General features: G+C 43.4%; 17 protein-coding genes. 4 read left to right on the top strand and 13 right to left on the bottom strand.

What is annotated here, in order from left to right; genetic code table 11:
- Positions 1-23: 23 nt before the first annotated feature.
- The 11 genes from MN199_RS03620 to cysB all read right to left on the bottom strand — a co-directional run bounded on the left by MN199_RS03620 (position 24) and on the right by cysB (position 11884).
- Positions 24-635 carry an SPOR domain-containing protein gene (locus MN199_RS03620; protein ID WP_335738438.1) on the bottom strand — a complete coding sequence of 204 codons (612 nt, stop codon included), beginning with the start codon at positions 633-635 and terminating at the stop codon, positions 24-26.
- On the bottom strand, positions 632-1909 hold the full coding sequence (gene folC, locus MN199_RS03615; protein WP_335738437.1) for a bifunctional tetrahydrofolate synthase/dihydrofolate synthase: 1278 nt from the start codon (positions 1907-1909) through the stop codon (positions 632-634). Before folC ends, MN199_RS03620 begins: the two co-directional genes overlap by 4 nt.
- 7 nt (positions 1910-1916) lie before the next feature.
- Positions 1917-2792, bottom strand: a complete 876-nt coding sequence (accD, locus tag MN199_RS03610) for an acetyl-CoA carboxylase, carboxyltransferase subunit beta (protein ID WP_132582463.1) — start codon at positions 2790-2792, stop codon at positions 1917-1919.
- Positions 2793-2932: 140 nt separating this feature from the next.
- Positions 2933-3718, bottom strand: a complete 786-nt coding sequence (truA, locus tag MN199_RS03605; protein ID WP_335738436.1) for a tRNA pseudouridine(38-40) synthase TruA — start codon at positions 3716-3718, stop codon at positions 2933-2935.
- A 61-nt stretch (positions 3719-3779) separates the two neighbouring features.
- The gene (locus tag MN199_RS03600; protein WP_335738435.1) at positions 3780-6287 is read right to left on the bottom strand and encodes a FimV/HubP family polar landmark protein; all 2508 of its coding nucleotides are present in this window, start codon (positions 6285-6287) and stop codon (positions 3780-3782) included.
- 225 nt (positions 6288-6512) lie between these two features.
- Positions 6513-7532, bottom strand: coding sequence for an aspartate-semialdehyde dehydrogenase (locus MN199_RS03595; protein WP_132582457.1), 1020 nt, complete (start codon positions 7530-7532; stop codon positions 6513-6515).
- Positions 7533-7549: 17 nt separating this feature from the next.
- Positions 7550-8668: a 4-phosphoerythronate dehydrogenase gene (locus tag MN199_RS03590; RefSeq protein WP_335738434.1), complete on the bottom strand. Its 1119-nt coding sequence runs from the start codon at positions 8666-8668 to the stop codon at positions 7550-7552.
- A gap of 120 nt (positions 8669-8788) precedes the next feature.
- Entirely contained in the window at positions 8789-9589 is an 801-nt protein-coding gene (locus MN199_RS03585; protein WP_335738433.1) for a DUF4198 domain-containing protein, read from the bottom strand.
- A gap of 35 nt (positions 9590-9624) precedes the next feature.
- Positions 9625-10122, bottom strand: a complete 498-nt coding sequence (locus tag MN199_RS03580) for a DUF2271 domain-containing protein (protein WP_132582451.1) — start codon at positions 10120-10122, stop codon at positions 9625-9627.
- A 34-nt stretch (positions 10123-10156) separates the two neighbouring features.
- The gene (locus tag MN199_RS03575; protein ID WP_335738432.1) at positions 10157-10786 is read right to left on the bottom strand and encodes a PepSY-associated TM helix domain-containing protein; all 630 of its coding nucleotides are present in this window, start codon (positions 10784-10786) and stop codon (positions 10157-10159) included.
- 120 nt (positions 10787-10906) lie between these two features.
- The gene (gene cysB / locus MN199_RS03570; protein ID WP_132582447.1) at positions 10907-11884 is read right to left on the bottom strand and encodes an HTH-type transcriptional regulator CysB; all 978 of its coding nucleotides are present in this window, start codon (positions 11882-11884) and stop codon (positions 10907-10909) included.
- A 163-nt stretch (positions 11885-12047) separates the two neighbouring features.
- On the opposite strand from cysB, the gene MN199_RS03565 reads away from it, so the two are divergent.
- Both MN199_RS03565 and MN199_RS03560 read left to right on the top strand, forming a co-directional pair.
- Complete coding sequence (locus MN199_RS03565; RefSeq protein WP_132582445.1) at positions 12048-12740, top strand: sensor histidine kinase; 693 nt, start codon at positions 12048-12050, stop codon at positions 12738-12740.
- Between the two features lie 76 nt (positions 12741-12816).
- On the top strand, positions 12817-13581 hold the full coding sequence (locus MN199_RS03560) for a hypothetical protein (protein WP_132582443.1): 765 nt from the start codon (positions 12817-12819) through the stop codon (positions 13579-13581).
- 82 nt (positions 13582-13663) lie between these two features.
- Here the strand turns inward: MN199_RS03560 and topA are convergent, their stop codons facing one another.
- Positions 13664-16249 carry a type I DNA topoisomerase gene (gene topA / locus MN199_RS03555; RefSeq protein ID WP_335738431.1) on the bottom strand — a complete coding sequence of 862 codons (2586 nt, stop codon included), beginning with the start codon at positions 16247-16249 and terminating at the stop codon, positions 13664-13666.
- Positions 16250-16473: 224 nt separating this feature from the next.
- On the opposite strand from topA, the gene astB reads away from it, so the two are divergent.
- The gene (gene astB, locus MN199_RS03550; protein ID WP_335738430.1) at positions 16474-17817 is read left to right on the top strand and encodes an N-succinylarginine dihydrolase; all 1344 of its coding nucleotides are present in this window, start codon (positions 16474-16476) and stop codon (positions 17815-17817) included.
- A gap of 52 nt (positions 17818-17869) precedes the next feature.
- Here the strand turns inward: astB and MN199_RS03545 are convergent, their stop codons facing one another.
- Positions 17870-20113, bottom strand: a complete 2244-nt coding sequence (locus MN199_RS03545) for an Ig-like domain-containing protein (protein ID WP_335738429.1) — start codon at positions 20111-20113, stop codon at positions 17870-17872.
- 171 nt (positions 20114-20284) lie between these two features.
- Here MN199_RS03545 and MN199_RS03540 point away from each other — a divergent pair, with 171 nt between their 5' ends.
- A complete protein-coding gene (locus tag MN199_RS03540; RefSeq protein ID WP_132582433.1) occupies positions 20285-21619 on the top strand; it encodes a dicarboxylate/amino acid:cation symporter in 1335 nt (444 codons plus the stop codon).
- Positions 21620-21655 lie beyond the last annotated feature (36 nt).

The following is a 21655-nucleotide window of genomic DNA, read 5'->3' as shown; positions in this document are numbered from 1 at the left end:
TAACAAATTACGCGCCTGCTTGGCTAATTATTTTCGGTGGGCTGATAGTTCATTACTGATAACTTTTCAATACCAGTAAGCTGTTGTAACTTAGTTAACTGCTGCTCTAACTTGTCTTTTCGCAGCTCTGGGCCAACTAGTACGCTGGTTAACTTAACGCCATCAGCATTGGAAATATTACGCGTGAAGGTAACAAAGCCAGCTTGGCGCAACTTTAGCACTAATGCATTGGCATTTTGCTCTTTACTAAAAGAGCCTACACGCACTACCCAGCCGCTTTGCGCTAACGCAATGTTACTCGCCCGAGTGACGGGCTGGTTTACCACGGGAGCGGTTACCTGAGCATATTGCTGGGTTGAAAGCGTCGGCTCTGTTGCTGTGTTAGCAACATCGTCATTATCTAAGGCCTGTTCATTGATAGATTGCTGCTCAATTTCAGTTTCAGCCTGGGTAAACGGCTGTTGCTGCAATACTTGTTGCTGTTGCACACCTTTAAATTCCGGACGATTAGGAATAACTTTAAAATCGTCTTTTACGATTTGTTTTTCGCCATCCAATAAATCGGGCAAAAAAATAACACCTGCCATAACCAGTATCGCAGTGCCCAATAAACGATGTTTAAATGCAGGTGTCACTTTGCCTCCTGCTGACCGGCTAATACGGCGGATACAGTGAAAAAAGAACCAAACACAACCAATAACTCATCAGGCTGTAATTTAAGGCTAATTTGCTTAAATGCTTGTAATACATCGTCGTGTAACTGCAAGGTACCGGTATGATTAGTTAACTTATCAGCCAATTGCTGCGCTGATGCGCCCCTTGCACCACCTAGCGTTACAAGATGCCATTGATCAAACAATGGCGTCAAGGGTAACAGAGTTTGCTGAATATCCTTATCTTTTAACATACCTACTAGCGCAGATACCCGACTAAATTTAGGTTTCAATTTAACCAGCTGCGTTGCTAAATAAGCTGCCGATTGCGGATTATGCGCAACATCTAAAACAATCGCTGGCTGTTGCTGCAACCACTGCATGCGCCCTGGTAGGCTTAACCCAGATAACACCGCACTTAACTGCGCAGAATCAGGTAATAGGTTCAACTGTTCAAGCACCGCTAATGCCGATGCCACATTTTGTATTGGCATGGCCGGTAGCGGTAACTCGGAAAACTGATAATGCTTAGACTGCCATTGCCACTGTGTAGCTTGCTCAATATAGCTGTAATCCTGCTGGGCTAACATCAGCTGACAATTTAATTTTTTAGCGTGTTGCAATAAAGATAGCGGTGGTTGTAACTCACCAATTACTGCAGGTTTACCTGCCCGGAAAATACCCGCCTTTTCTGTAGCAATACTTTCTCTGTCATTGCCTAGCCAATCTTGGTGGTCTAAACCAATGGTTGTAATAACGCTAACGTCAGGGGCAACAATGTTTGTCGCGTCTAACCTACCGCCCAAGCCGACCTCAATTAAACAAAAATCAGGTTGCTGTTGCTGTAAAATACGAAAGGCAACTAGTGTCGTAAACTCAAAATAAGTTAGCGCAATGTCGCCACGTAATTGTTCAATAAAAGCGAACGCATCTAACCAATCAGTATCAGGTAAGTCGGCACCATCAATACGCAAACGTTCATTAAACTTAAGCAAATGTGGTGAGCTATATACGCCGACACTAAAACCTTGCGCCGCTAATAGTTGTTCTAATACTCGAGCAGTGGTGCCCTTACCATTAGTGCCACCAATAAGAATAACCTTACCGGGTAACTGCTGTAAGTTAGCACGCTGCGCAACATCAAGTACTCGTGTTAAACCGAGTTCAATTTGATGAATGGGATGGCTTTGTTCGATATAACAAAGCCAATCGGCCAGACTTTGGCATGATTGGCTTTGCAAAATAACTTTAGACATTAACACCTTAAGCGGCGTCGTGCTCTGATACCGGAGCAGGCAGCTGCATAAACTTAGCGACTAGTCGTGCAATTGTATCGCGCATTTTACGGCGGTCAACAATCATATCAATAGCACCATGTTCTAATAAAAATTCACTGCGCTGGAAGCCTTCAGGTAATTTTTCACGCACCGTTTGTTCGATAACCCGCGGGCCAGCAAAACCAATTAACGCTTTAGGCTCACCGATATTTACATCACCTAGCATCGCTAAACTTGCTGATACGCCACCCATTGTCGGGTCGGTTAACACAGAAATATAAGGTAGCCCTTGCTCACTCATTTTTGCTAACGCCGCACTGGTTTTGGCCATCTGCATTAACGAAAACAGAGCTTCTTGCATACGCGCACCGCCACTGGCAGAGAAGCAAACAAAAGGCACTTTATGTTTCATTGCATATTCAACACCTGCAACGAATTTAGCCCCCACCACTGAGGCCATCGAACCACCCATAAACTCAAACTCAAACGCGGCGGCAACAATAGGCATACCTTTTAGCGTGCCATGCATAACCACCATAGCATCTTTCTCATTGGTATCTTTTTGTGCAGCACTAAGCCGGTCTTTATAGCGTTTGCTGTCTTTAAATTTAAGTAAATCTTGTGGCTCTAAATCTGCAGCTAACTCTTTTACGGTGTTGCTATCTAGAAAGCCGGTTAAACGCGCACGCGCAGTTACGCGCATATGGTGATCACATTTAGGACAAACGCCCAAATTACGATCTAAATCTGCCTTGTATAATACGGCATCACAGGAAGCACATTTTGTCCAAACACCTTCAGGTATATCTCGACGTGAAGAAGAAGAGGATGTTCTGGGCAGGATTTTTTCTAACCAACTCATAAAATATGTCCTATTGACTGCGGCACCGCACTTGACCATGCCGAAATAACGTTAAAAAACGCCAAAATTCATTAATTCGGCGCTATTAAAGCACAAAACCTATGACATCGAATACAGAAAACTGGTCTTAGTAGTCGTTGTTAGTCTGGCAGAAACAACGGGCCTAATATCGTCTTGGGTATTTCGAAGTGTGCAGGGTAATCTACATCGACTAAGTATAGGCCACCTGGCTTAGCCGTAGCGGCCGCTAAACTACGGTTTTTTGCCGCGAGCAACTCAGCGATCCACTGCGGAGGTCGGTTTTGCATACCAACTTCCAATAAGCTACCGGTAATGTTGCGTACCATATGGTGTAAAAATGCATTTGCTTTAATATCAATCACCACAAAATCGTCACTACGGCTAATTTTCACATGATGCACATTACGAAACGGACTGTGTGACTGACATTGCATAGCGCGAAACGCGGTAAAATCGTGTTCACCTAATAATGATAACGCGGCTTGCTGCATTAATTCAACATTCAGCGCTTGATGATAATGGCTAAGCCCCGAACGCAAAATAGCGGGCCGGTATTTATGGTTATAAATAATGTAACGATAACGTCGTGCGGTTGCGCTAAAGCGCGCGTGAAAATCATCTGCAACCACTGTTGCCCAGCGCACCGCTATAGCATCCGGTAACTGTGCGTTAGTGCCCATTACCCAGGCTTTATTATCACGCATTACATTAGTATCAAAATGCACTACCTGACTTGTCGCATGCACACCCGCGTCGGTGCGGCCGGCACAAAACAACTCAATCGGTTGATTAGCTACTTTTGCTAACGCCGTTTCAAGTTCTTGCTGTACGCTATTTACTTCACGCTGACGTTGCCAACCATAAAATGCAGAACCGTCATATTCGATACCCAACGCAATGCGCATGCCGCCCCCTATTAATAAACGGTAGCGATTATAACGTATGCTACCGCTTAGCGCAGCTGACTTATTGCTTTAGGCTTTGTGCTTCAGATTTAACATGTTCTGGCGCATCTGAGGCCAGTATGTCATCTAATAATAAATCGGCATTTTCGCTATCATCCATTTCAATATAAGCGCGCACTAAATCAAGCTTAGCCGAATAACCATTATCTTCTCGGTCTACGTCTCTACGCTCATGCTCACCAATAATGTCAGCATAATCATCTAAGCCAACATCAACATTTAGCTGATTAAAGCGATCTACATCGTGCTCTTGCAGCTCAGCATTGGCTAGTAAACTGTCTATTTCCACAAAATCGTCATCGTTAAAATCAAATCCGCCGTCTTCTGATGCACTAGGCGGCGCTATAACCTGCGGTTCAATCGACGAGTCTTGCTCCGCGCTCATGGCTTCAAGGTTATCAGCCATGGCTTCTAATTCAGACATTAGCGAGTCAAATTGGGCATCAGGAATGGGGTCAAGCTCTAGCTCTTCGTCATTCTCAGATAGAATATTTTGGTCTAAATCATCTAACTCATCTAACTCTGTTAGATCATCATCAGCGGGTAGCTCGTCATCCAACAATAATTCGGCAAACTCATCAGCATTAGTTAACTCATCCGTAAGTTCTAGTTCAGGATACTGCGCCAATATTTTACTTGGGTTCTCTACCGACAGTGCGGCTTCTGTTGGTTTCACCACAGACGCATCATCAGCTTCTGTCAAATCTAAAGATGCTAACAATGCGTCTTCTGGCTCATCATTCGCCATACTGTTGTCGTTATCAGCAACAAACTGTTCGCTCTTTATATCAGCAGCATTGTTGTCAACCTGATCCAGCAACTCGGCCAATTCAGCGTTAAGCATTGCCTCATCACTATCAGTAAGTTCGTTAGCTGTGTGCTCTTGTAGTGATTCAGCTAAACTTAACGCATCACTCTCAGCCGCAAGGCTTTCGGCAAACTCATCTAATTCTGAGCTATCAAAACGGTCTAATTGCACGCTATTATCAACCATGTCGCTAACATCGATATCTAAAATATCATCAATGCTATCAACATCTTGCTCTGCAACGGGCGTTGTGTCGGTGAGTGCTTGCTTTAATTGCAGCTCTTGCAACGCAGGTTCAGCTAGCTCAGGATAAGTTTGCTCATCTTCTTGTTGCTCAAAGTTAATGTCATCAATCAGATCATCAATATCAAACTCTTCACTATCTTCTAGCTCAATTTCATTTACTGGCGTATCAATAACGTCAATGTTTTCGATATCAGCCGGTGGTGCCGAAGTTTGCTTCTGAGTAGCGTCAAGTACATCGTCAATATCAAAATGTTCGTCTGCCAGTTCAATGATGTCATCGTCATCATCGTCTGCCGCTAACAGCGCCGATAAATCGGTGTCAGACAAGATATTGTCTGGATCAAAATCGGGCACAGCATCTTGCTCTGCAGTATTGATGTCTGCTGGCAATAAGCTGTCATCTTCAAAAGACAGCGCATCATCAAAAGTGAGCATATCATCAGGTAACTGGTCGCTAGGTAAATCTGCTACGTCATTAAAGGCGTCCTCTAATAAGGCATCATCTATTTCAAATAAGCTTTCGTCTAAATCGCTACTCTCGTCCAGTGGCGGTAAAGGTGAATGATATGAAGGGTCAATTACGGGTTCAGTTGCGGCCGCACTTAATACTTTTTCTGTGCGTTGGCCGCGTTTTTTAACCCAAAGCAAAATACCAAATAAGATAAGTAGGGCTGGCGCGCATGCCGCTAAAATCCAGACTATTGGATTTTTGAACCATTGCTGCCAGTCGCTTTGCTCAGCAGCAACGCTATCTTGTTTAACTTTTGCTTGCAGTAGCTCGGCTTGTTGCGCTAACAGTTGTTTAATTTGCAGCTGTAACTCGCTGTCTTCGCCTAACTGGGCTTTAATCAGAGCAAGTTCTTGCTCTACGCTTATTAAGCTGTTTTTTAACTGCTGATTTTCTTCTACTATCGCCGTAACTTGCTGCATTGAGTCAGCAAACTGCCCACGCAAGCTATCTAAATCTTGACGCCGCTGCTGCCCTATTCGCTCAAGCTCGGCTTGCCATTTAGGTTCAACTGTCTCTATAGGTTCTGGTTTTTTCGGCGTTACACTTTTTACTACGGCCGCTTTTTGCCGTTTTGCCCAGTCTTTGTCGTCCTGCTCAGATTTCTGTCGCGCAACATTTATGTCAATTTGCTGTATATCTTGCAAACTTGGCAAAACAAGCACAACTCCAGGGCGTAAATGGTTTAAGTTATTATCTAAAAAGGCATCTGGGTTTTTCAAATACAGCGCATACATAACCTGATACAGGCTAATATTTCCTTCAGGTTTAATACGCTCAGCAACGCGCCATAAGGTGTCAGATGGGCTTAGCGGGCCAATAGTTAAAGGCGCTGGCGCAGCATCGGTACTACGAGGGCCGCGAATTTGTACTGTACTTTCCTGAGCCTGGACGAATGACAGAAAATTGACAGACACGGCAATTACGAACAAAAATAACAAAGGCATTAACGGTCCCTACCCCAAATTCAGGCGCATATACATAGAATATCGGCAGCTTAACCACCTGACTTTAGTTTCAATGCAAGCAATGTTCCAACTAGTGGCGTTGTATCTCTATGGCAAAATATAAAGCACTAAACGGGTTCTGACTAGTCTTTATAACCTTTGTTAACAAGATGAGGTTATTTGTGCGCAAAGTAAAAGGGCTCTAAACGAGAGCCCTGATAAGGTTTATAAATAATCTCGAACTAAATGCTCGGCAATTTGAATACTATTTGTCGCAGCACCCTTACGGATATTGTCAGCAACAACCCACAAATTAATGCCGTTTTCATGCGATATATCTTGGCGAATACGGCCAACAAATACGTCATCTTTGCCCACAGCACTGCACACTTGGGTTGGAAAGTCAGCATTGTTTTCTAATAATACTACCCCTGGTGCATCAGCTAGTAAGGCTTTTACCTGATCTACACTAATGGGCATGCGCGTTTCAATATGTATAGCTTCAGCATGGCCAAAAAACACCGGAACCCTTACTGCCGTTGCGTTAACAGAAATGCTGCTATCACCGAAAATTTTCTGGGTTTCCCAGTGCATTTTCATTTCTTCTTTGGTGTAACCGTTGTCCATAAACACATCGATTTGCGGAATAACGTTAAACGCTATTTGTCGTGCAAATTGCCCGCCATTTTCAATGGGGCGACCATTTAGCAATTGTGAGGTTTCATGCGCTAAAGCTTCTACCGCGTCCTGTCCAGCACCGCTTACTGATTGATAAGTAGCCACATTAATACGACTAATACCAACGGCATCATGAATTGGTTTTAATGCGACCAGCATTTGTACCGTTGAACAATTTGGGTTAGCGATAATATTACGGTTACGATAATCGGCAATAGCGTGTGCATTAACTTCTGGCACTACCAAGGGAATATCAGGCTCATACCGATAGTGCGAGGTGTTATCTATAACCACACAACCGGCATCAGCAGCTTTTGGTGCATAGATAGCCGAAACATTACCACCGGCGGAAAAAAAGCCAATTTGAGCTTGCGACCAGTCAAAGGTATCGGCATCAATAACTTTAACTTTCTTACCTTTAAAGGTTATTGTACCACCAGCTGAACGACTGCTTGCCAGCGGGAAAAGCTCGCCAACGGGAAAGTCGCGCTGCTCTAAAATTTCAAGTATATGTTGCCCAACTAAACCTGTTGCGCCTAAAACAGCAATGTTATATTGCGAAGCCATGACCGTTCCTCTAGTTATTATGCTATGCCAAACCCTAATTGCCTTAGGTAATCAGGTATTACGCTAGCGCGAATTTGTAATGAGCTAAACTCTCGCCGCGGTGGATAATTTTTACGCAGCCAGTCAAAACCTTGTTTATGCAGATATTGGCGCAGTATTGCATCATCACGGCGCACATCATATAACAGTCTTGCTATATTTTGGACATCTGGAAGCCCAAAGTTTTCACTAATATGAATATCTTTAAATGCAGGAGCAGGTAAAAACTGTGTCAACTGCTTGGTAATAGGGATATTTAACAGCTCGCAACAGCGTTGATACAGCATTTCTGTGCCTCGAGCTTTGCCTTCTATGCTATGACCAGCAATATGCACCGTAGCAATATCCACATAAGGCAATAGCGCCGTCATAATGTTGGGTTCATGCTCCCACACATCAAGCACAACGGCACGGCGTTGTTGCGCCGTTTGTAAATCGTGCAACAAGGCATTGTTATCAATTACTGCACCACGCGAGGCATTAATAATGGCGCAATCTGGCTTTAACATCGCCAATGTTTGTGCATTTAGCAGGTACTTTGTTGGAAAGTTACCACTAGTACAAAGCGGCGTGTGAAAACTGATAATATCGCAATGCTGACATAATTGCTGAAAATCGGAATGGGCAAAATCGGACTCTTGTGCAGCACGCAGCGGATCACAAAGTAGCGTAGTAATGTTTAATGCTTGCAGCGTGTTAGCCAAACGGCTACCAATATTACCCACACCGACAATGCCAACCGTTTTATGACTAAGATCCCATTGGTACTTTTGTGCCAAGCACCAAAGGCTAGCCAGCACATATTCGGTAACCGACTGCGCATTGCAACCCGGGGCGCTGGAAAAGGCAATACTACGCGACGCTAAATAAGCCTGATCGATATGATCGGTGCCAATAGTGGCGGTGCCGACAAAACGCACTTTAGTGTTTAATTGTAATAGTGCCTCGTTAACGTCGGTAACTGAGCGCACCAGTATAATATCGGCGTCATTGAGCTGTTGTGCACTAACAGTGCGGCCATTAAACAAACTTACAGTGCCAATGTCGGAGAAAAACTGTGACACTAACGGCATATTTTCGTCAGCATAAATGCGCATGGTTTTCCTAATATTACCGTTTTAAAGAGTAAATAAGATAATGCACAGTGTAACAAATAGCACAAAGCCAACCTAATACATTAGGCTGGCTTTGTTATAACGCGTTATATAATTGCGAATTTATGGTAGTGCGACCTCAAAGCTATAGGTAATAGACTCGCGTACCTTATCAGCAACATCAGTTGCCATATCAGCTGAATAAGATGCTTCTATTAAATAACGCCCAGCCTGTTCAGGCGTAAAGCTAAAACGGCCTTCACTGTTGGTTTCAAACTCTATGCGTCCGGCTTCGTTACGGTATAATTCGCCATCAAAAGACAATATGCCTTTAACTCCAGCTTGCGGTTTGCCATTTAAGTTAAAAACAAACTGCTGCTCTTCATTGGCCACGGCATCGGCCGGATGGTTTTTGCTGCTAAGCTCTAAGCCTTCACCTTGCAATTTTAACACGGTGTTTGTTGGCGCATTAACGGTAATATAAGCAAAATTGCGGCTACGCATTTGCACTGTTTCAACGTTAGTGGCACCTTTAGGTAACTGTGCGCTACGCTCGGCTTTATTTGCCATTAGGCGTTTCTTTTCACCAGCTAACTCATAGCTAGTAAAAAAACGTACTGGATTTGCTAGCTCTAAACGGTAGGTGCCGTCACCGCCCAGTTGCACGTCGGCCATCGATTTACGCTTACCTTGATAGACATCGGTAATCACTTTAGCACTACCGTCTGGCTGATACATTTTTAAAGCGGTTAACGCGATGCCTTTATCTGCGACAAAGGTCATATTACCGGCAGACGCATCAACGGCAATCCAACTCTTGGGTTTAGATAACACATAATGACTCGGCATAACCCATAAGGTGTGTGCACTTAAGCTACCTGTAACCAATAAAGATGACAGAAGTACTACAGCTTTTTTTAACATAAATTCGTCCTTATTATAAATTAACTTGTGCTTAATTAACGTAAACGCGCAGAAATATTGCCCAGCTCGCCCTCAGCCGCAATCTCAATAAAAGCGCCTGTTGCTGGCCACTTAAACTCGTGTTTTACCAAACTGCGGCCGCCCTGCTCTCTTGCTGCTTCAACTAACAAAGTGTATGTTCCGGCAGTCAGTTCTCGGCCTTGATCATCTTTACCGTCCCACTGCAACGTATAGCTACCCGACTTTTGCGTCGCGCTACTTACAGCATCAACTAATGCGGTATCACTGCGGCCAATTTTGCGCCAAAAGCGACGTAAATCTTTCAGCCAGTCCGGCTTTTGCACCCACAAAGCAATCAGTTTTACTGGCTGCTGCTGTGCATCTTCCACCCAAACTGCAACATAAGGCCGATGATACTGGCTTGTCTCTATTTGTGGTAATTGCAAACTTATTTCAGTTGCCGCAGCATTAATACTATTAGCCCATAGCAACGCAATAACACATCCCAACAAGCTGGTTTTAACTAACCTCATAACTCACTCCTGTTTAAATTATGCTTAAGTCGACTTAATGTACTGATAAAAAATATGCAAATAGCGTTATAAATACGCCTATCATCGCCAAACTATTACCTATAGAACGGCGCGAAGGTTGTTTTAAAATTAAATAGAACCCCGTAAGCGCAAAGATAATGCAAGCCAACGCCGTTAAATCAATTAGCACTAACCAACTAAGCCCTGCGTCACGCCCTTTATGTAAATCATTTAGCAATGCCAAGTAACCAGAAAACTCGCTATCTAACTCGGCTTTGTCTTCGCTAAAATTAACTACCACACTGGCATAACCCGCTGGGCGCTTAAAATACAGTTCAAGTAGCATATCGTCAGGTTCAAACTGGTAACTAAATACCGACGCTTGTACCTGATAGGTTTCACTTAACCACTGGCGAAACTGCTCAGCTATTTTATACTGCTCTTCACTTGCGCTTGGTAAACTGGCGAAACGTAAATGCGTAGGCAGCGTAAGCTCAAGCTGCTGGCTATGTTGACCTGCTTTACTCTGTATTAACTCAGGATGATTGAGTGTTATGCCTGTTATGGCGAAAAATAGCAGTAATACCAGCACCAACATCGAGCTATAGCTATGCGTTGCCCGTATAAACTTCGCTAATACTGGGCCGCGCGAAAATTTGCTCATACACAATTTACGATTAACTAAACATGGCGAGCATGATACTGATAACTATTCTTATTTGCAACTAGACAAGGCCGTTTCATTAGATAAAACGGCTTGATGCTACTGAATTAACGCAGGAAACTAGCGGATGGGTAAGCTAAAGCGGGCAAACATACGGTCTATTTCATCTTGATTACGCAGCAAGTTAGCTTTTTCTACCACATCTTTGGTTAAATGTGGGGCAAAGCGCTCTATAAAATCATACATGTAGGTGCGTAAAAAAGTCCCTTTTCGAAAACCAATTTTTGTCGTCGACGCATCGAATAAGTGGCTAGCATCTATTGCTACTAAATCTTTATCTAACTCTTTATCCATTGCCATTGACGCTATCACGCCCACGCCTAAACCAAGTCGGACATAGGTTTTAATTACATCTGCGTCAGTAGCGGTAAAAACAATTTTAGGCTCTAAGCCTTTAGCAGCGAAAGCACGATCTAGCTCTGAGCGGCCAGTAAAACCAAAAACATAAGTTACAATCGGATGCTGGGCAATATCTTCTATCGTTACCGGCTTACCCAACTGCAACAATGGATGGTCTTTACGCACAATAACGCTGCGATTCCAGTGATAACAAGGCAACATAATTAAATCGTTGTATAGATGCAGCGCCTCAGTAGCAATAGCAAAATCCGCATCTCCGCGAGATGCCGCTTCAGAAATCTGTTGCGGTGTTCCTTGGTGCATATGCAGCGACACCTTCGGAAACTTCTGCATAAAACCACTAATAACCGGCGGCAGTGCATAACGCGCTTGTGTATGGGTAGTCGCTATATTTAGCTTACCCTGATCAGGTAGCGTATATTCTTTCGCTACTGACTTAATGCTTTCAACTTTTGCCAGAATTTGCTGGGCAATTTCTATAACTTCCTGCCCAGCAGGCGTCACGTGCGTTAAATGTTTGCCGCTTCGGCCAAACACCTGAATACCTAATTCATCTTCCAACATACGCACTTGTTTACTAATGCCCGGCTGTGAGGTAAAAAGCCCTTCGGCAGTAGAAGATACGTTCAGATTATGGTTTAAAACTTCAACAATATAGCGCAACTGCTGCAATTTCATGTGTTACTGGTCCGGTAATGGCATATCATTGTTTAATATACATCTATAGTAAGATATTCCAACTTATTTTTAATTTGCGGTGCGTTATAACTAAATCATAGCTAAAAAAAACGAGCCCGCGGTATAACAAGCATTACGCGTGATACACCATTATGGAGAATATATGCATAATAGCATCCCAAGCATTGATTTTGCCTCGGTCTTGGCATCAACAGTACACGATATGAAAAACTCATTGTGCATGCTTATTCAGTCTACCGAGCTTATTCAACAGGAACGCCAACAGCTATCCGAAACGGCGCGCGATGAACTAGCACGGTTAAGCTATGAAGCTAACCGGCTAAACTCCAACTTACTGCAATTGCTGTCATTGTATCGTTTTGAGCGCAACCAAATGCCAGTGCAGGTTGATGAGTATTATCTGTCTGATATTACCGAAGAGGTACTGCTTAAAAATCAGTTTTTTACCGAGCAACAACGTTTAACGGTTACGGTAGACCACGAACCAGATTTACGTTGGTTTTTTGATTACGACCTCATTATAAATCTAATTAATGATGCGGTGGCTAATGCCTTACGTTATTGCAAATCCGCAATTTTGTTACACATTAAGCAGCAAGATAATAAATTAGTTATAGAGGTGCATGACGACGGGCCAGGTTTTCCGGCATTTATGCTCAGTAACACCGATTTTGATATGAATACGCCCGATCTTGCCAATAACCACACAGGGTTAGGCATATTTTTTGCCAAACTCATTGCTGCCGCGCACTTTAATAAAGGTGAGCGCGGCACCGTAAATTTAAGCAATGGTGGCAAACTCGGTGGTGGTGTATTCTGCGTATCTTTGCCATGAAAAATACTGATAGCTGTTATTTCAGCCGTTTTGTGATTAATATAATAATAAATGCGCAGGTGAAAATGGGGTTTAAATGCTGTTAACCTTAATTATAACGCTCGTTATTGCACTGGTAGTTATCGCAATAATAGTAAATGCAATTCAACAACATAAAGAACGCCTTGCTACGTTAAAACGCGCCGAGTTTGGTAAATTACGTACCGTACTGGAAGACACTGAAGAACTATTAGTTAATTCCGCTAACGTGCCGATGTCGCCTACGCTTAGCAATATGTTATTAAAGCGCATTGCGTTGACATTAAAGGCAATGGTTGAATTAGAATCCGGCAGTCGTGACATAAAACAACGTTTACAAGAAACAGAAAAGCGCCTTGCTGAGCCGGCGGCTGACGCAGGTGTCGTTGCTGAATCAATAACCTTACCAGACAATGATCAGCAACTTATCGGCATGATTAAAGCCATTAAAAGGCTTCGTACGGTACTTCGTGCAGAACACGCTAGGGGTAACGTTGATACACAAATGGTGGTGCAAGAAGATAAACGACTTGAAGCGTTGCAATTAAAAATTAATGTAGAAAGCCAAATTAAACGCGGAAATCAAGCTCGTAATAATAGTATGTTAGGCTCAGCCCGACAGTACTTTGAAAAAGCGCTGTCCGCACTTGGTGCGACTCCGCATCAAGATGATTACGTACTAACAAGAAAATCAGAAGTAATACAGGCGCTAGAAGATATTGCCACCCAACTAAAAGAGGGCAATCTTAGAGACCGAGAGAAAAAAGAAGAAAAAGAAAACAAAGATTTGGATGAGTTATTTGCACCCAAACGCAAATGGTAGCAGTTTAGTATTGGTTTACATTTTACCATAAAAAAGGGGCTAACACAGTTAGCCCCTTTTTTTTCATATCAATTATTACACTTTAACTTTTAGTAACTATCCACTTACCGTTTTCGTACCATGCAGACCAGCCGCTGGCTTTACCGTCTTTTTCCGACATAACGTACTGCTGCTTGGTTTTACGGCTCCAGCGCACGATAGCCGGATTACCATCAGGATCTTTGGCCGGTGCATCAGCAAGGTAATAAAACTTCGGCGAAATGCGCTCTCGATATTGTGCTAACTCAGCTACCAACGGCGCCCTAGTTTCACGCGATTTTGGAAAAGTTGCAGCTGCCATAAATAAGCCAGCTGCGCCATCACGTAATACAAAGTAGGTGTCTGATTTTTCGCATTTTAGCTCAGGCAAATGTACCGGATCTTCCTTCGGTGGTGCCGCTTCGCCACTACGCAGTAATTTCCGCGTGTTTTTACACTCTGCATTAGTACAACCAAAATACTTGCCAAACCGGCCAGATTTTAACTGCATATCAGAGCCGCATTTATCGCATTCAATAAGTGGGCCGTCGTAGCCTTTAATTTTAAAGCTACCTTGCTCTACCTCATAGCCAGTACAAGCAGGGTTATTACCACATACATGCAGTTTACGGCCTTCATCAATCAGATAACTGTCCATTGCGGTGCCGCACTTAACACAGCGTTTCTTCTGACGTAAAGCTTCAGTTTCCATTTCTTCGTCATTAGTCACCGCCACCGCATCGTCACCCGACACTAAATTCATGGTCGTGGTACAACGCTCTTTAGGTGGCAGGTTATAACCTGAACAACCTAAAAACACCCCGGTAGACGCCGTGCGTATGCCCATTGGCCTACCACAGGTTGCACAAGGAATATCGGTTAACACAAATTGATTAACCCGCATACCGCCTTGTTCAGGATCGTTTTCTGCGGTCTTTAATTTCTGATAAAAATCGCCATAAAAGGTGTCTAGCTCTTTACGCCATTGGGCTTGGCCGTTAGCAATATCGTCAAGCTTTAGCTCCATATTGGCCGTAAAGTCGTAATTCATTAAATCGTTGAAGTTTTCAACTAAGCGATCGGTAACAATTTCGCCCATTTTCTCAGCATAAAAACGCTTATTTTCCACCCGAACATAACCGCGGTCTTGAATAGTAGAGATAATTGATGCGTAGGTTGATGGGCGACCAATACCACGTTTTTCTAACTCTTTTACTAAACTTGCTTCACTAAAGCGTGCTGGCGGTTTAGTAAAATGCTGAGCGCTTTGCAGCTCAGTAAGACTTAACACTTCACCTGGTTTCACATCAGGCAATACGTTGTCTTCTTCGTCTTTACGTTTTTGTGCCGGTTGTACTTTAGTCCAACCATCAAAACGTAATACTCGGCCTTTGGCTTTTAGTTCAAAATCAGCCGCTTGCACAATAATATTAGTAACATCGTATTGTGCTGGTGGCATTTGGCAGGCAACAAACTGGCGCCAGATCAGCTCATATAGTTTACGCGCATCGGCTTCCATATCTGCCAAACTACCCGCCATAACACTAACGTCTGATGGGCGTATGGCTTCGTGTGCTTCTTGTGCGTTGGCTTTACTGCCGTAACTAAGAGGCTGCTCGGGTAAGTATTTTTTACCAAACTGCTCAACAATATAATCGCGACAAGCCGTTACGGCATCGGCACTTAAGTTTGTTGAGTCAGTACGCATATAGGTAATATGGCCGGCTTCATACAAACGCTGTGCTAACATCATGGTTTTCTTTACGCCGTAACCTAACCGCGTACTGGCAGCTTGTTGCAACGTTGACGTTATAAACGGCGCCTGCGGTTTGCTGCTACTGGGTTTATCTTCGCGTTCTACAACCTTGTAATCAGCATTATTTAATTGCGCTAATGCAGCATCAGCCTGAGCTTTATTAACCGGTTTAAAGGCTTTGCCTTGCTGACGCGTAACATCTAATAGTAAGCCTTGCTTAGCTTGGGTTTGTGTATCGGCAACTAGTGTCCAGTATTCTTCTGGCACAAAAGCTTTAATCTCGCGCTCGCGCTCTACCACTAAACGCACTGCAACAGATTGTACTCGGCCGGCTGACAAGCCCCTAGCTACTTTTTTCCATAATAACGGGGACACCATAAAACCTACCACACGGTCCAAAAAGCGCCGCGCTTGCTGGGCGTTAACTCGGTCAACATTAAGCTCACCCGGTTCTTTAAATGCGTTTTGAATAGCATTTTGGGTAATTTCGTTAAATACCACACGTTTAAAGCGCTGCTCATCACCGCCGATAATTTGCTGTAAATGCCACGCTATTGCCTCACCCTCACGGTCTAAGTCCGTTGCTAAATAAATGGTGTCGGCTTTATCAGCTAGCGCTTTGAGCTCTTTAACAACTTTTTCTTTACCTGGAAGAATTTCATAACGTGCTTTCCAGCCGTTTACAGGGTCAATGCCCATACGGTCGACTAAAGCTTGATACTCTTTTTCTTCTTTACTGAGCAATTTTTTAGCTGCGGATTTCTCTTTAGTACTGCTGGTTGGCAAATCACGAATATGCCCCACGCTCGACTTTACAATAAAGTCATTGCCAAGGTATTTATTGATCGTTTTTGCTTTTGCCGGTGATTCTACTATTACCAGTGATTTAGCCATCTTAATCCTGAGATCCCTAACTTTTTGTGCATGTCATCAACGCTGCTTTTTTAACATATATCCGTAAACCGCAGTTGTGACAAGTGAATAAACTCATTATTATGCAAACCGGCTCATTTTCCGAGCTGCCTGGCGAAAGGTTCGCCAAACCAAATGAAGCATCCTATGTGGCCGCAAAAATAATAAAAACAGTGCCCATTTCAACTAAAGGATATAAAGCAAAAATGAAATTCTTTGAAGCCAATTTTGATGGTCTGGTAGGACCAACGCACAACTATGCCGGGTTATCTGTTGGCAACGTTGCCTCTTTATCTAACGCTAAAAATACGTCCAGCCCGCGCCAAGCAGCAAAACAAGGCCTAAGCAAAATGAAAGCCTTACATGATTTAGGCTTAGTGCAAGGCGTATTAGCACCACAAGAGCGCCCAGACACCTACACACTGCGTCGTCTTGGCTTTACTGGCACAGACACACAAGTTATCGAAAAAGCGGCAAAACAGGCTCCAGCAGTGTTTAAAGCTGTGTGCTCTGCGTCTAGCATGTGGACTGCCAATGCAGCCACTATTTCACCTAGTGCTGATACCGCAGATGGTAAAATACATTTTACCCCAGCTAACCTTACCAACAAATTTCATCGTTCACTTGAACCGGTAACGACGGGCAAAATTCTGCAAGCTATGTTTCGCAGCACTTCGCATTTTGCGCATCATACACATTTACCGGACAATGATCACTTCGGAGATGAAGGTGCGGCAAATCATACCAGACTTTGTAGCACTTATGGCAAACGTGGTGTTGAGCTATTTGTATTTGGTCGCTATGCCTTTGATACTAGCCAACCGGCACCAAAACGTTTTCCAGCTAGACATACCCTTGAAGCTTGCGAAGCGGTAGCGCGGTTACACGGTTTAAATGCTGAGCATGTCGTTTATATGCAGCAAAACCCCGACGTGATTGACCAAGGCGTATTTCATAACGATGTAATAGCTGTAGGTAACGAGAACGTACTATTTTATCATCAGCAAGCTTTTGTTGACACCGCCAGCAAACTTAATGAATTAAAACGTAAATTTGGTAGTGAAGCCGACTTGCATTTAATAGAGGTAAAAGATACTGAAGTATCTGTGGCTGAAGCAATAAAAACCTATTTATTTAATACTCAAGTTATTACGTTGTCATCAGGCGAAATGGCTATTATCGCGCCAACTGAATGCCAAGAAAGCGCTGCGGTATCTGCATATTTAGCCGAGCTTACAACACGCAATAGCCCAATTAAACAGATCCACTATTACGATGTAAAACAAAGCATGCGCAATGGCGGCGGCCCAGCCTGCTTGCGTTTACGCGTGGCTATGAGTGAACAAGAGAAAAACGCGGTTAACCAAAAAGTGCTAATGAGCGACAACCTATTTAGCACGTTAAACCAGTGGGTAGATAAACACTACCGCGATGAAATAAGCGAAGCTGACTTAGCAGATCCACAATTATTGCTCGAATCACGCACCGCACTGGATGAGCTAACGCAAATTTTAGATTTAGGGTCGGTATATCAGTTTCAACAAGGTTAGTTTTTGGCAAACAAAAAGGGAGCTACTATGCTCCCTTTTTTATTAAGTATTCTTAACCATTAATAGCACATGATTGAATAGCACCAAATGGATTGCTCGCAGGTTGCGAAGTCTCCTTCGTTAGATCCTCTGCAGCAGTTGGTAAACCATAGTTTCTAAAACTTATATTTTCTGTGCCTGCTGCAAAACCTGAGACTTGTAAACGCACATCTAACCAACTTCCTACATCTTGCGGATAGGTTACATTAAATGTCACGATTCCATTTTCATCGGAAGTAACTGAACCTGGTACTACCACAAAATTGCCTGGTGTTAACATACCATCATTATTTATATCTTCACCTGAATCTAATATACCGTTAAAGTTAGTATCTTCAGTTACACATTCAACGGGGTCAGTTATATTCGGGCGGGTACCTGAAGGTATCCACCGCTTGAATGTTGCCGGCGATTCAGGAAATGCTACCCAATGGCCTTTACGGTAGTTAACTGAGGTAACTGCAACGTTAAGCTTTTGACCCGCGACAGCATTACCTGAGCTATCAGTGACGATAATAGCGAACTCTTTAGCGTAAGAACTAGCGGTGGGTTTACTAATAACGTTACCGGTGCCAAAGCGGAAAAATAATGTCCGCTTACCAACTGCGATATCAGTCATGCCAGTAATCGAATTGTCAGTTTGTAAAGCGCCTTTAATTTGTAAATTCTCCCCATCAATTCCCGCGCCGGTATTGGTGTCAGCAGTAAATACGGTTGAGGCAACACCTTGAGAGTTGGTCACTGCAGTGCCCGCGCTAATTACGCCGCCAGCTGAGTTATCTAAACTAAATACTACTGTTTGCCCCTTAACTGGGTTATTTTTGCTGTCGCGCACTATGGCGCGTACAGCACTAGTTTCACCTGGGCCAACTTGGGCAGGAAATGCCTGCACTTCCATTTTTGTTGGGTTAACCGCGATAAATTCAACAACTTTAGTTGCGCTTACCGAATTTTGATTAGTGCCACCAGTAGCGCTAATTGTCGCTATACCTGCAAACTCTGAACGAACCACAGTCTCAGCTTTACCTTCAGCATCAGTTACGCCTTGCGCGGTGACGGCACCATTTAACGCAGCTGCACTGACGGCGATATCACCACGAGTAGTATTAAACGTTACCGTTTCACCGATGTTAGGCGTGTTATTTACCAACCACTCTAAGTTCAGAACTTTAGGCGTGTTTAAGTGGACCTCCAAAAGACCATCTACTTCGTTTGTATCAGCGATAAAAGCAAACGCATCCGCGCTGATATTAATCTCTGAAACATTTGAGGTCCCCAATGCCGTTACAGTGATCTTATCTAAACCACTGTTAACTGCAGTGTAAGTAAAGCTAGCTTTACCAGCAGAACCAGAGGTTTGTGGAGCAACGTTACTAATCGTATTACCTAGTAACGATTTAACCTCAACTACTTGGCCTTGGATACCCGTATCATTTGAATCAGTTAAAAAGATATCAATGGTAGCTGTGTCGCCGAGCACGACAGACTTTGGCGCAGCTAATTGTAACTTAGTGCCTACTACACTAATGCTTAGTGTAGAGTTTTGCTGCTGCACACGTGAAGTAACCGTTATATCGCGTAATTGCTTATCGGTTTGCGTGGTTAGTACCGCCTTTGCTACACCGTTATCACCAGTTACTGTATCGGTTTGCACCAGTTCACCGGAATCAGTAGCAAAGATTACAGGGATATTGGCGAGCACCACATTATTGCTGTCGCGCACTAAGGCGCTTAATTCTACCTTACTACCCGAACCGGAGCCCAGCATCAATGAGTCTGCAATTAGAGTAACGCTGCCAATACTAACATCGACACTATCTCCACCATCACCTGCAGACACAAAGCCGGTTGAAGCTGTAGCATTGCTGTATGTGGCTTCTAAATTACCGGCACCACTTTTATTACCAACTAACAGGCCAATAGTTGCCACACCGTCAGCATTGGTTAATGCTGTACCGGCTGTGTTATTTAAAGTTGCTAAACCATTGTCGCTAATTGAAAAGCTAATTAGCTTATTTGCAACTGCGCCGCCATTGGTTGCAGTTAATGTAACAGTTGCTGTAAGTGGGCTAGCTTGTGACAAGTTGGTTGATGCTTGACCATTAGCATTGGCTAACGTGACGCTAAGGCTATATGCCGCTGTTGAACCACCATTATCGCCGCCAGTACTTCCACCTGAGTCTAAGGTTCCACCACCGCCACAAGCAGCCAACATTGTAATAATTAATGCAACAAATAGTTGCTGGATGTTTCGCATGAAACCTCTCCCTAGCTGTTTTTATTATATAATTTTGTTAATACTGTATCTTAAACCATTATTCTTGCAAACGTCATAGCATATTTTAAAAAAAATTCGCCTTAATCTGCCTTTCACCGCCTCAACCTGTTAGTCTTAGTGCCATTGAAAACTAAATACTAGTCTGATGTTATGGCAAGAAATAAAAAACTGGGCCTAACCGCCCGTATTGTAATTGGTATGGTTGCAGGTATTGCGGTTGGTTTTATTTTTAAGTTTATACTCGCAGGGCAAGAAGAAAGAATACTGCATTTACTCGGTTTCGATATTGCTCTTAAAGCACTATTTGTTGATGGTTTCTTTCATATTGGCGGTGAAATATTTATCTCCAGCTTAAAAATGCTAGTGGTGCCATTAGTGTTTGTCTCTTTAGTATGTGGCACCTGTTCGCTGTCTGACACCTCAGCATTGGGTCGGCTTGGCGGCAAAACCATCGGTTTATATTTAGTAACCACAGCAATTGCTATTAGCCTTGCCATTTTCGCTGCATTACTGGTTAGCCCTGGCGAAGGCGTGCAAATGCAATCCGACGCTACCTTCGATATCAGCGAAGCGCCAGCGTTATCACAAGTATTTATTAATATCTTCCCAAGTAACCCTATTGAATCTATGGCTAAAGGTAACATGCTGCAAGTTATCGTGTTTGCGGTGTTATTTGGCTTAGCGATGGCTATTAGCGGTAAATCAGGTGAGCGTTTAGCCACGATATTTACTGATCTGAGCGAAGTGATCATGAAGCTGGTTACCCTATTAATGAACCTTGCCCCGTATGGGGTATTTTTCTTAATGGCCAAGCTGTTCACGACATTAGGCTTTGAAACTATTGCTAGCTTAGCTAAATATTTCGCAGTTGTGCTAGCCGCCCTATTAATACATGGTTTTGTTGTATACGCCGTTATTTTGAAATTACTATCTGGCCTTAATCCGTTTATTTTCTTCCGTAAAATGCGCGATACCGCATTATTTGGTTTTAGCACCTCTAGCAGCAACGCTACCATGCCAATTACTATGGAAACCGTAACTAAAAAGCTTGGCGTTAAAAATAGCGTTGCCTCTTTTACTGTGCCTTTGGGCGCGACCATTAATATGGATGGTACTGCGATTATGCAGGGTGTAGCTACCGTATTTATTGCCCAAGTATTTGCAGTCGATTTAACTATGTCTGACTACTTAATGGTCATACTTACGGCTACCTTAGCGTCAATCGGTACCGCTGGTGTGCCTGGTGTTGGCCTTATTATGCTGGCGATGGTATTACAACAGGTGGGCTTACCGGTTGAAGGCATAGCGTTAATTATTGGTGTTGACCGTTTACTGGATATGACCAGAACCGCAGTTAACATTACCGGTGATGCCATGGTGTCTTGTATTGTCGGTAAAAGTGAAGGCGCGTTTGACCAAGCGATATTTGACGATATCAATGCTGGCACTAAAGAAGAGAATGTTGATTTTCACCACTTACGTTAGGTGACGAAAATCTTGACCAATCAGCTACCGTATTAA

This window comes from Rheinheimera metallidurans, from assembly GCF_036983985.1.
In the GTDB taxonomy this organism is placed as follows: Bacteria; Pseudomonadota; Gammaproteobacteria; order Enterobacterales; family Alteromonadaceae; genus Alishewanella; species Alishewanella metallidurans.
The sequence above is the reverse complement of the archived record's forward strand: the minus strand, read 5'-3'. Positions and strand labels throughout refer to the sequence as shown.

Coding starts and splice junctions, on each gene's coding strand:
- folC (WP_335738437.1), bottom strand. CDS start 1,909: ATGTCTAAAGTTATTTTGCAAAGCCAATCATGCCAAAGTCTGGCCGAT.
- accD (WP_132582463.1), bottom strand. CDS start 2,792: ATGAGTTGGTTAGAAAAAATCCTGCCCAGAACATCCTCTTCTTCTTCA.
- truA (WP_335738436.1), bottom strand. CDS start 3,718: ATGCGCATTGCGTTGGGTATCGAATATGACGGTTCTGCATTTTATGGT.
- MN199_RS03600 (WP_335738435.1), bottom strand. CDS start 6,287: ATGCCTTTGTTATTTTTGTTCGTAATTGCCGTGTCTGTCAATTTTCTG.
- MN199_RS03595 (WP_132582457.1), bottom strand. CDS start 7,532: ATGGCTTCGCAATATAACATTGCTGTTTTAGGCGCAACAGGTTTAGTT.
- MN199_RS03590 (WP_335738434.1), bottom strand. CDS start 8,668: ATGCGCATTTATGCTGACGAAAATATGCCGTTAGTGTCACAGTTTTTC.
- MN199_RS03585 (WP_335738433.1), bottom strand. CDS start 9,589: ATGTTAAAAAAAGCTGTAGTACTTCTGTCATCTTTATTGGTTACAGGT.
- MN199_RS03580 (WP_132582451.1), bottom strand. CDS start 10,122: ATGAGGTTAGTTAAAACCAGCTTGTTGGGATGTGTTATTGCGTTGCTA.
- MN199_RS03575 (WP_335738432.1), bottom strand. CDS start 10,786: ATGAGCAAATTTTCGCGCGGCCCAGTATTAGCGAAGTTTATACGGGCA.
- cysB (WP_132582447.1), bottom strand. CDS start 11,884: ATGAAATTGCAGCAGTTGCGCTATATTGTTGAAGTTTTAAACCATAAT.
- MN199_RS03565 (WP_132582445.1), top strand. CDS start 12,048: ATGCATAATAGCATCCCAAGCATTGATTTTGCCTCGGTCTTGGCATCA.
- MN199_RS03560 (WP_132582443.1), top strand. CDS start 12,817: ATGCTGTTAACCTTAATTATAACGCTCGTTATTGCACTGGTAGTTATC.
- topA (WP_335738431.1), bottom strand. CDS start 16,249: ATGGCTAAATCACTGGTAATAGTAGAATCACCGGCAAAAGCAAAAACG.
- astB (WP_335738430.1), top strand. CDS start 16,474: ATGAAATTCTTTGAAGCCAATTTTGATGGTCTGGTAGGACCAACGCAC.
- MN199_RS03545 (WP_335738429.1), bottom strand. CDS start 20,113: ATGCGAAACATCCAGCAACTATTTGTTGCATTAATTATTACAATGTTG.
- MN199_RS03540 (WP_132582433.1), top strand. CDS start 20,285: ATGGCAAGAAATAAAAAACTGGGCCTAACCGCCCGTATTGTAATTGGT.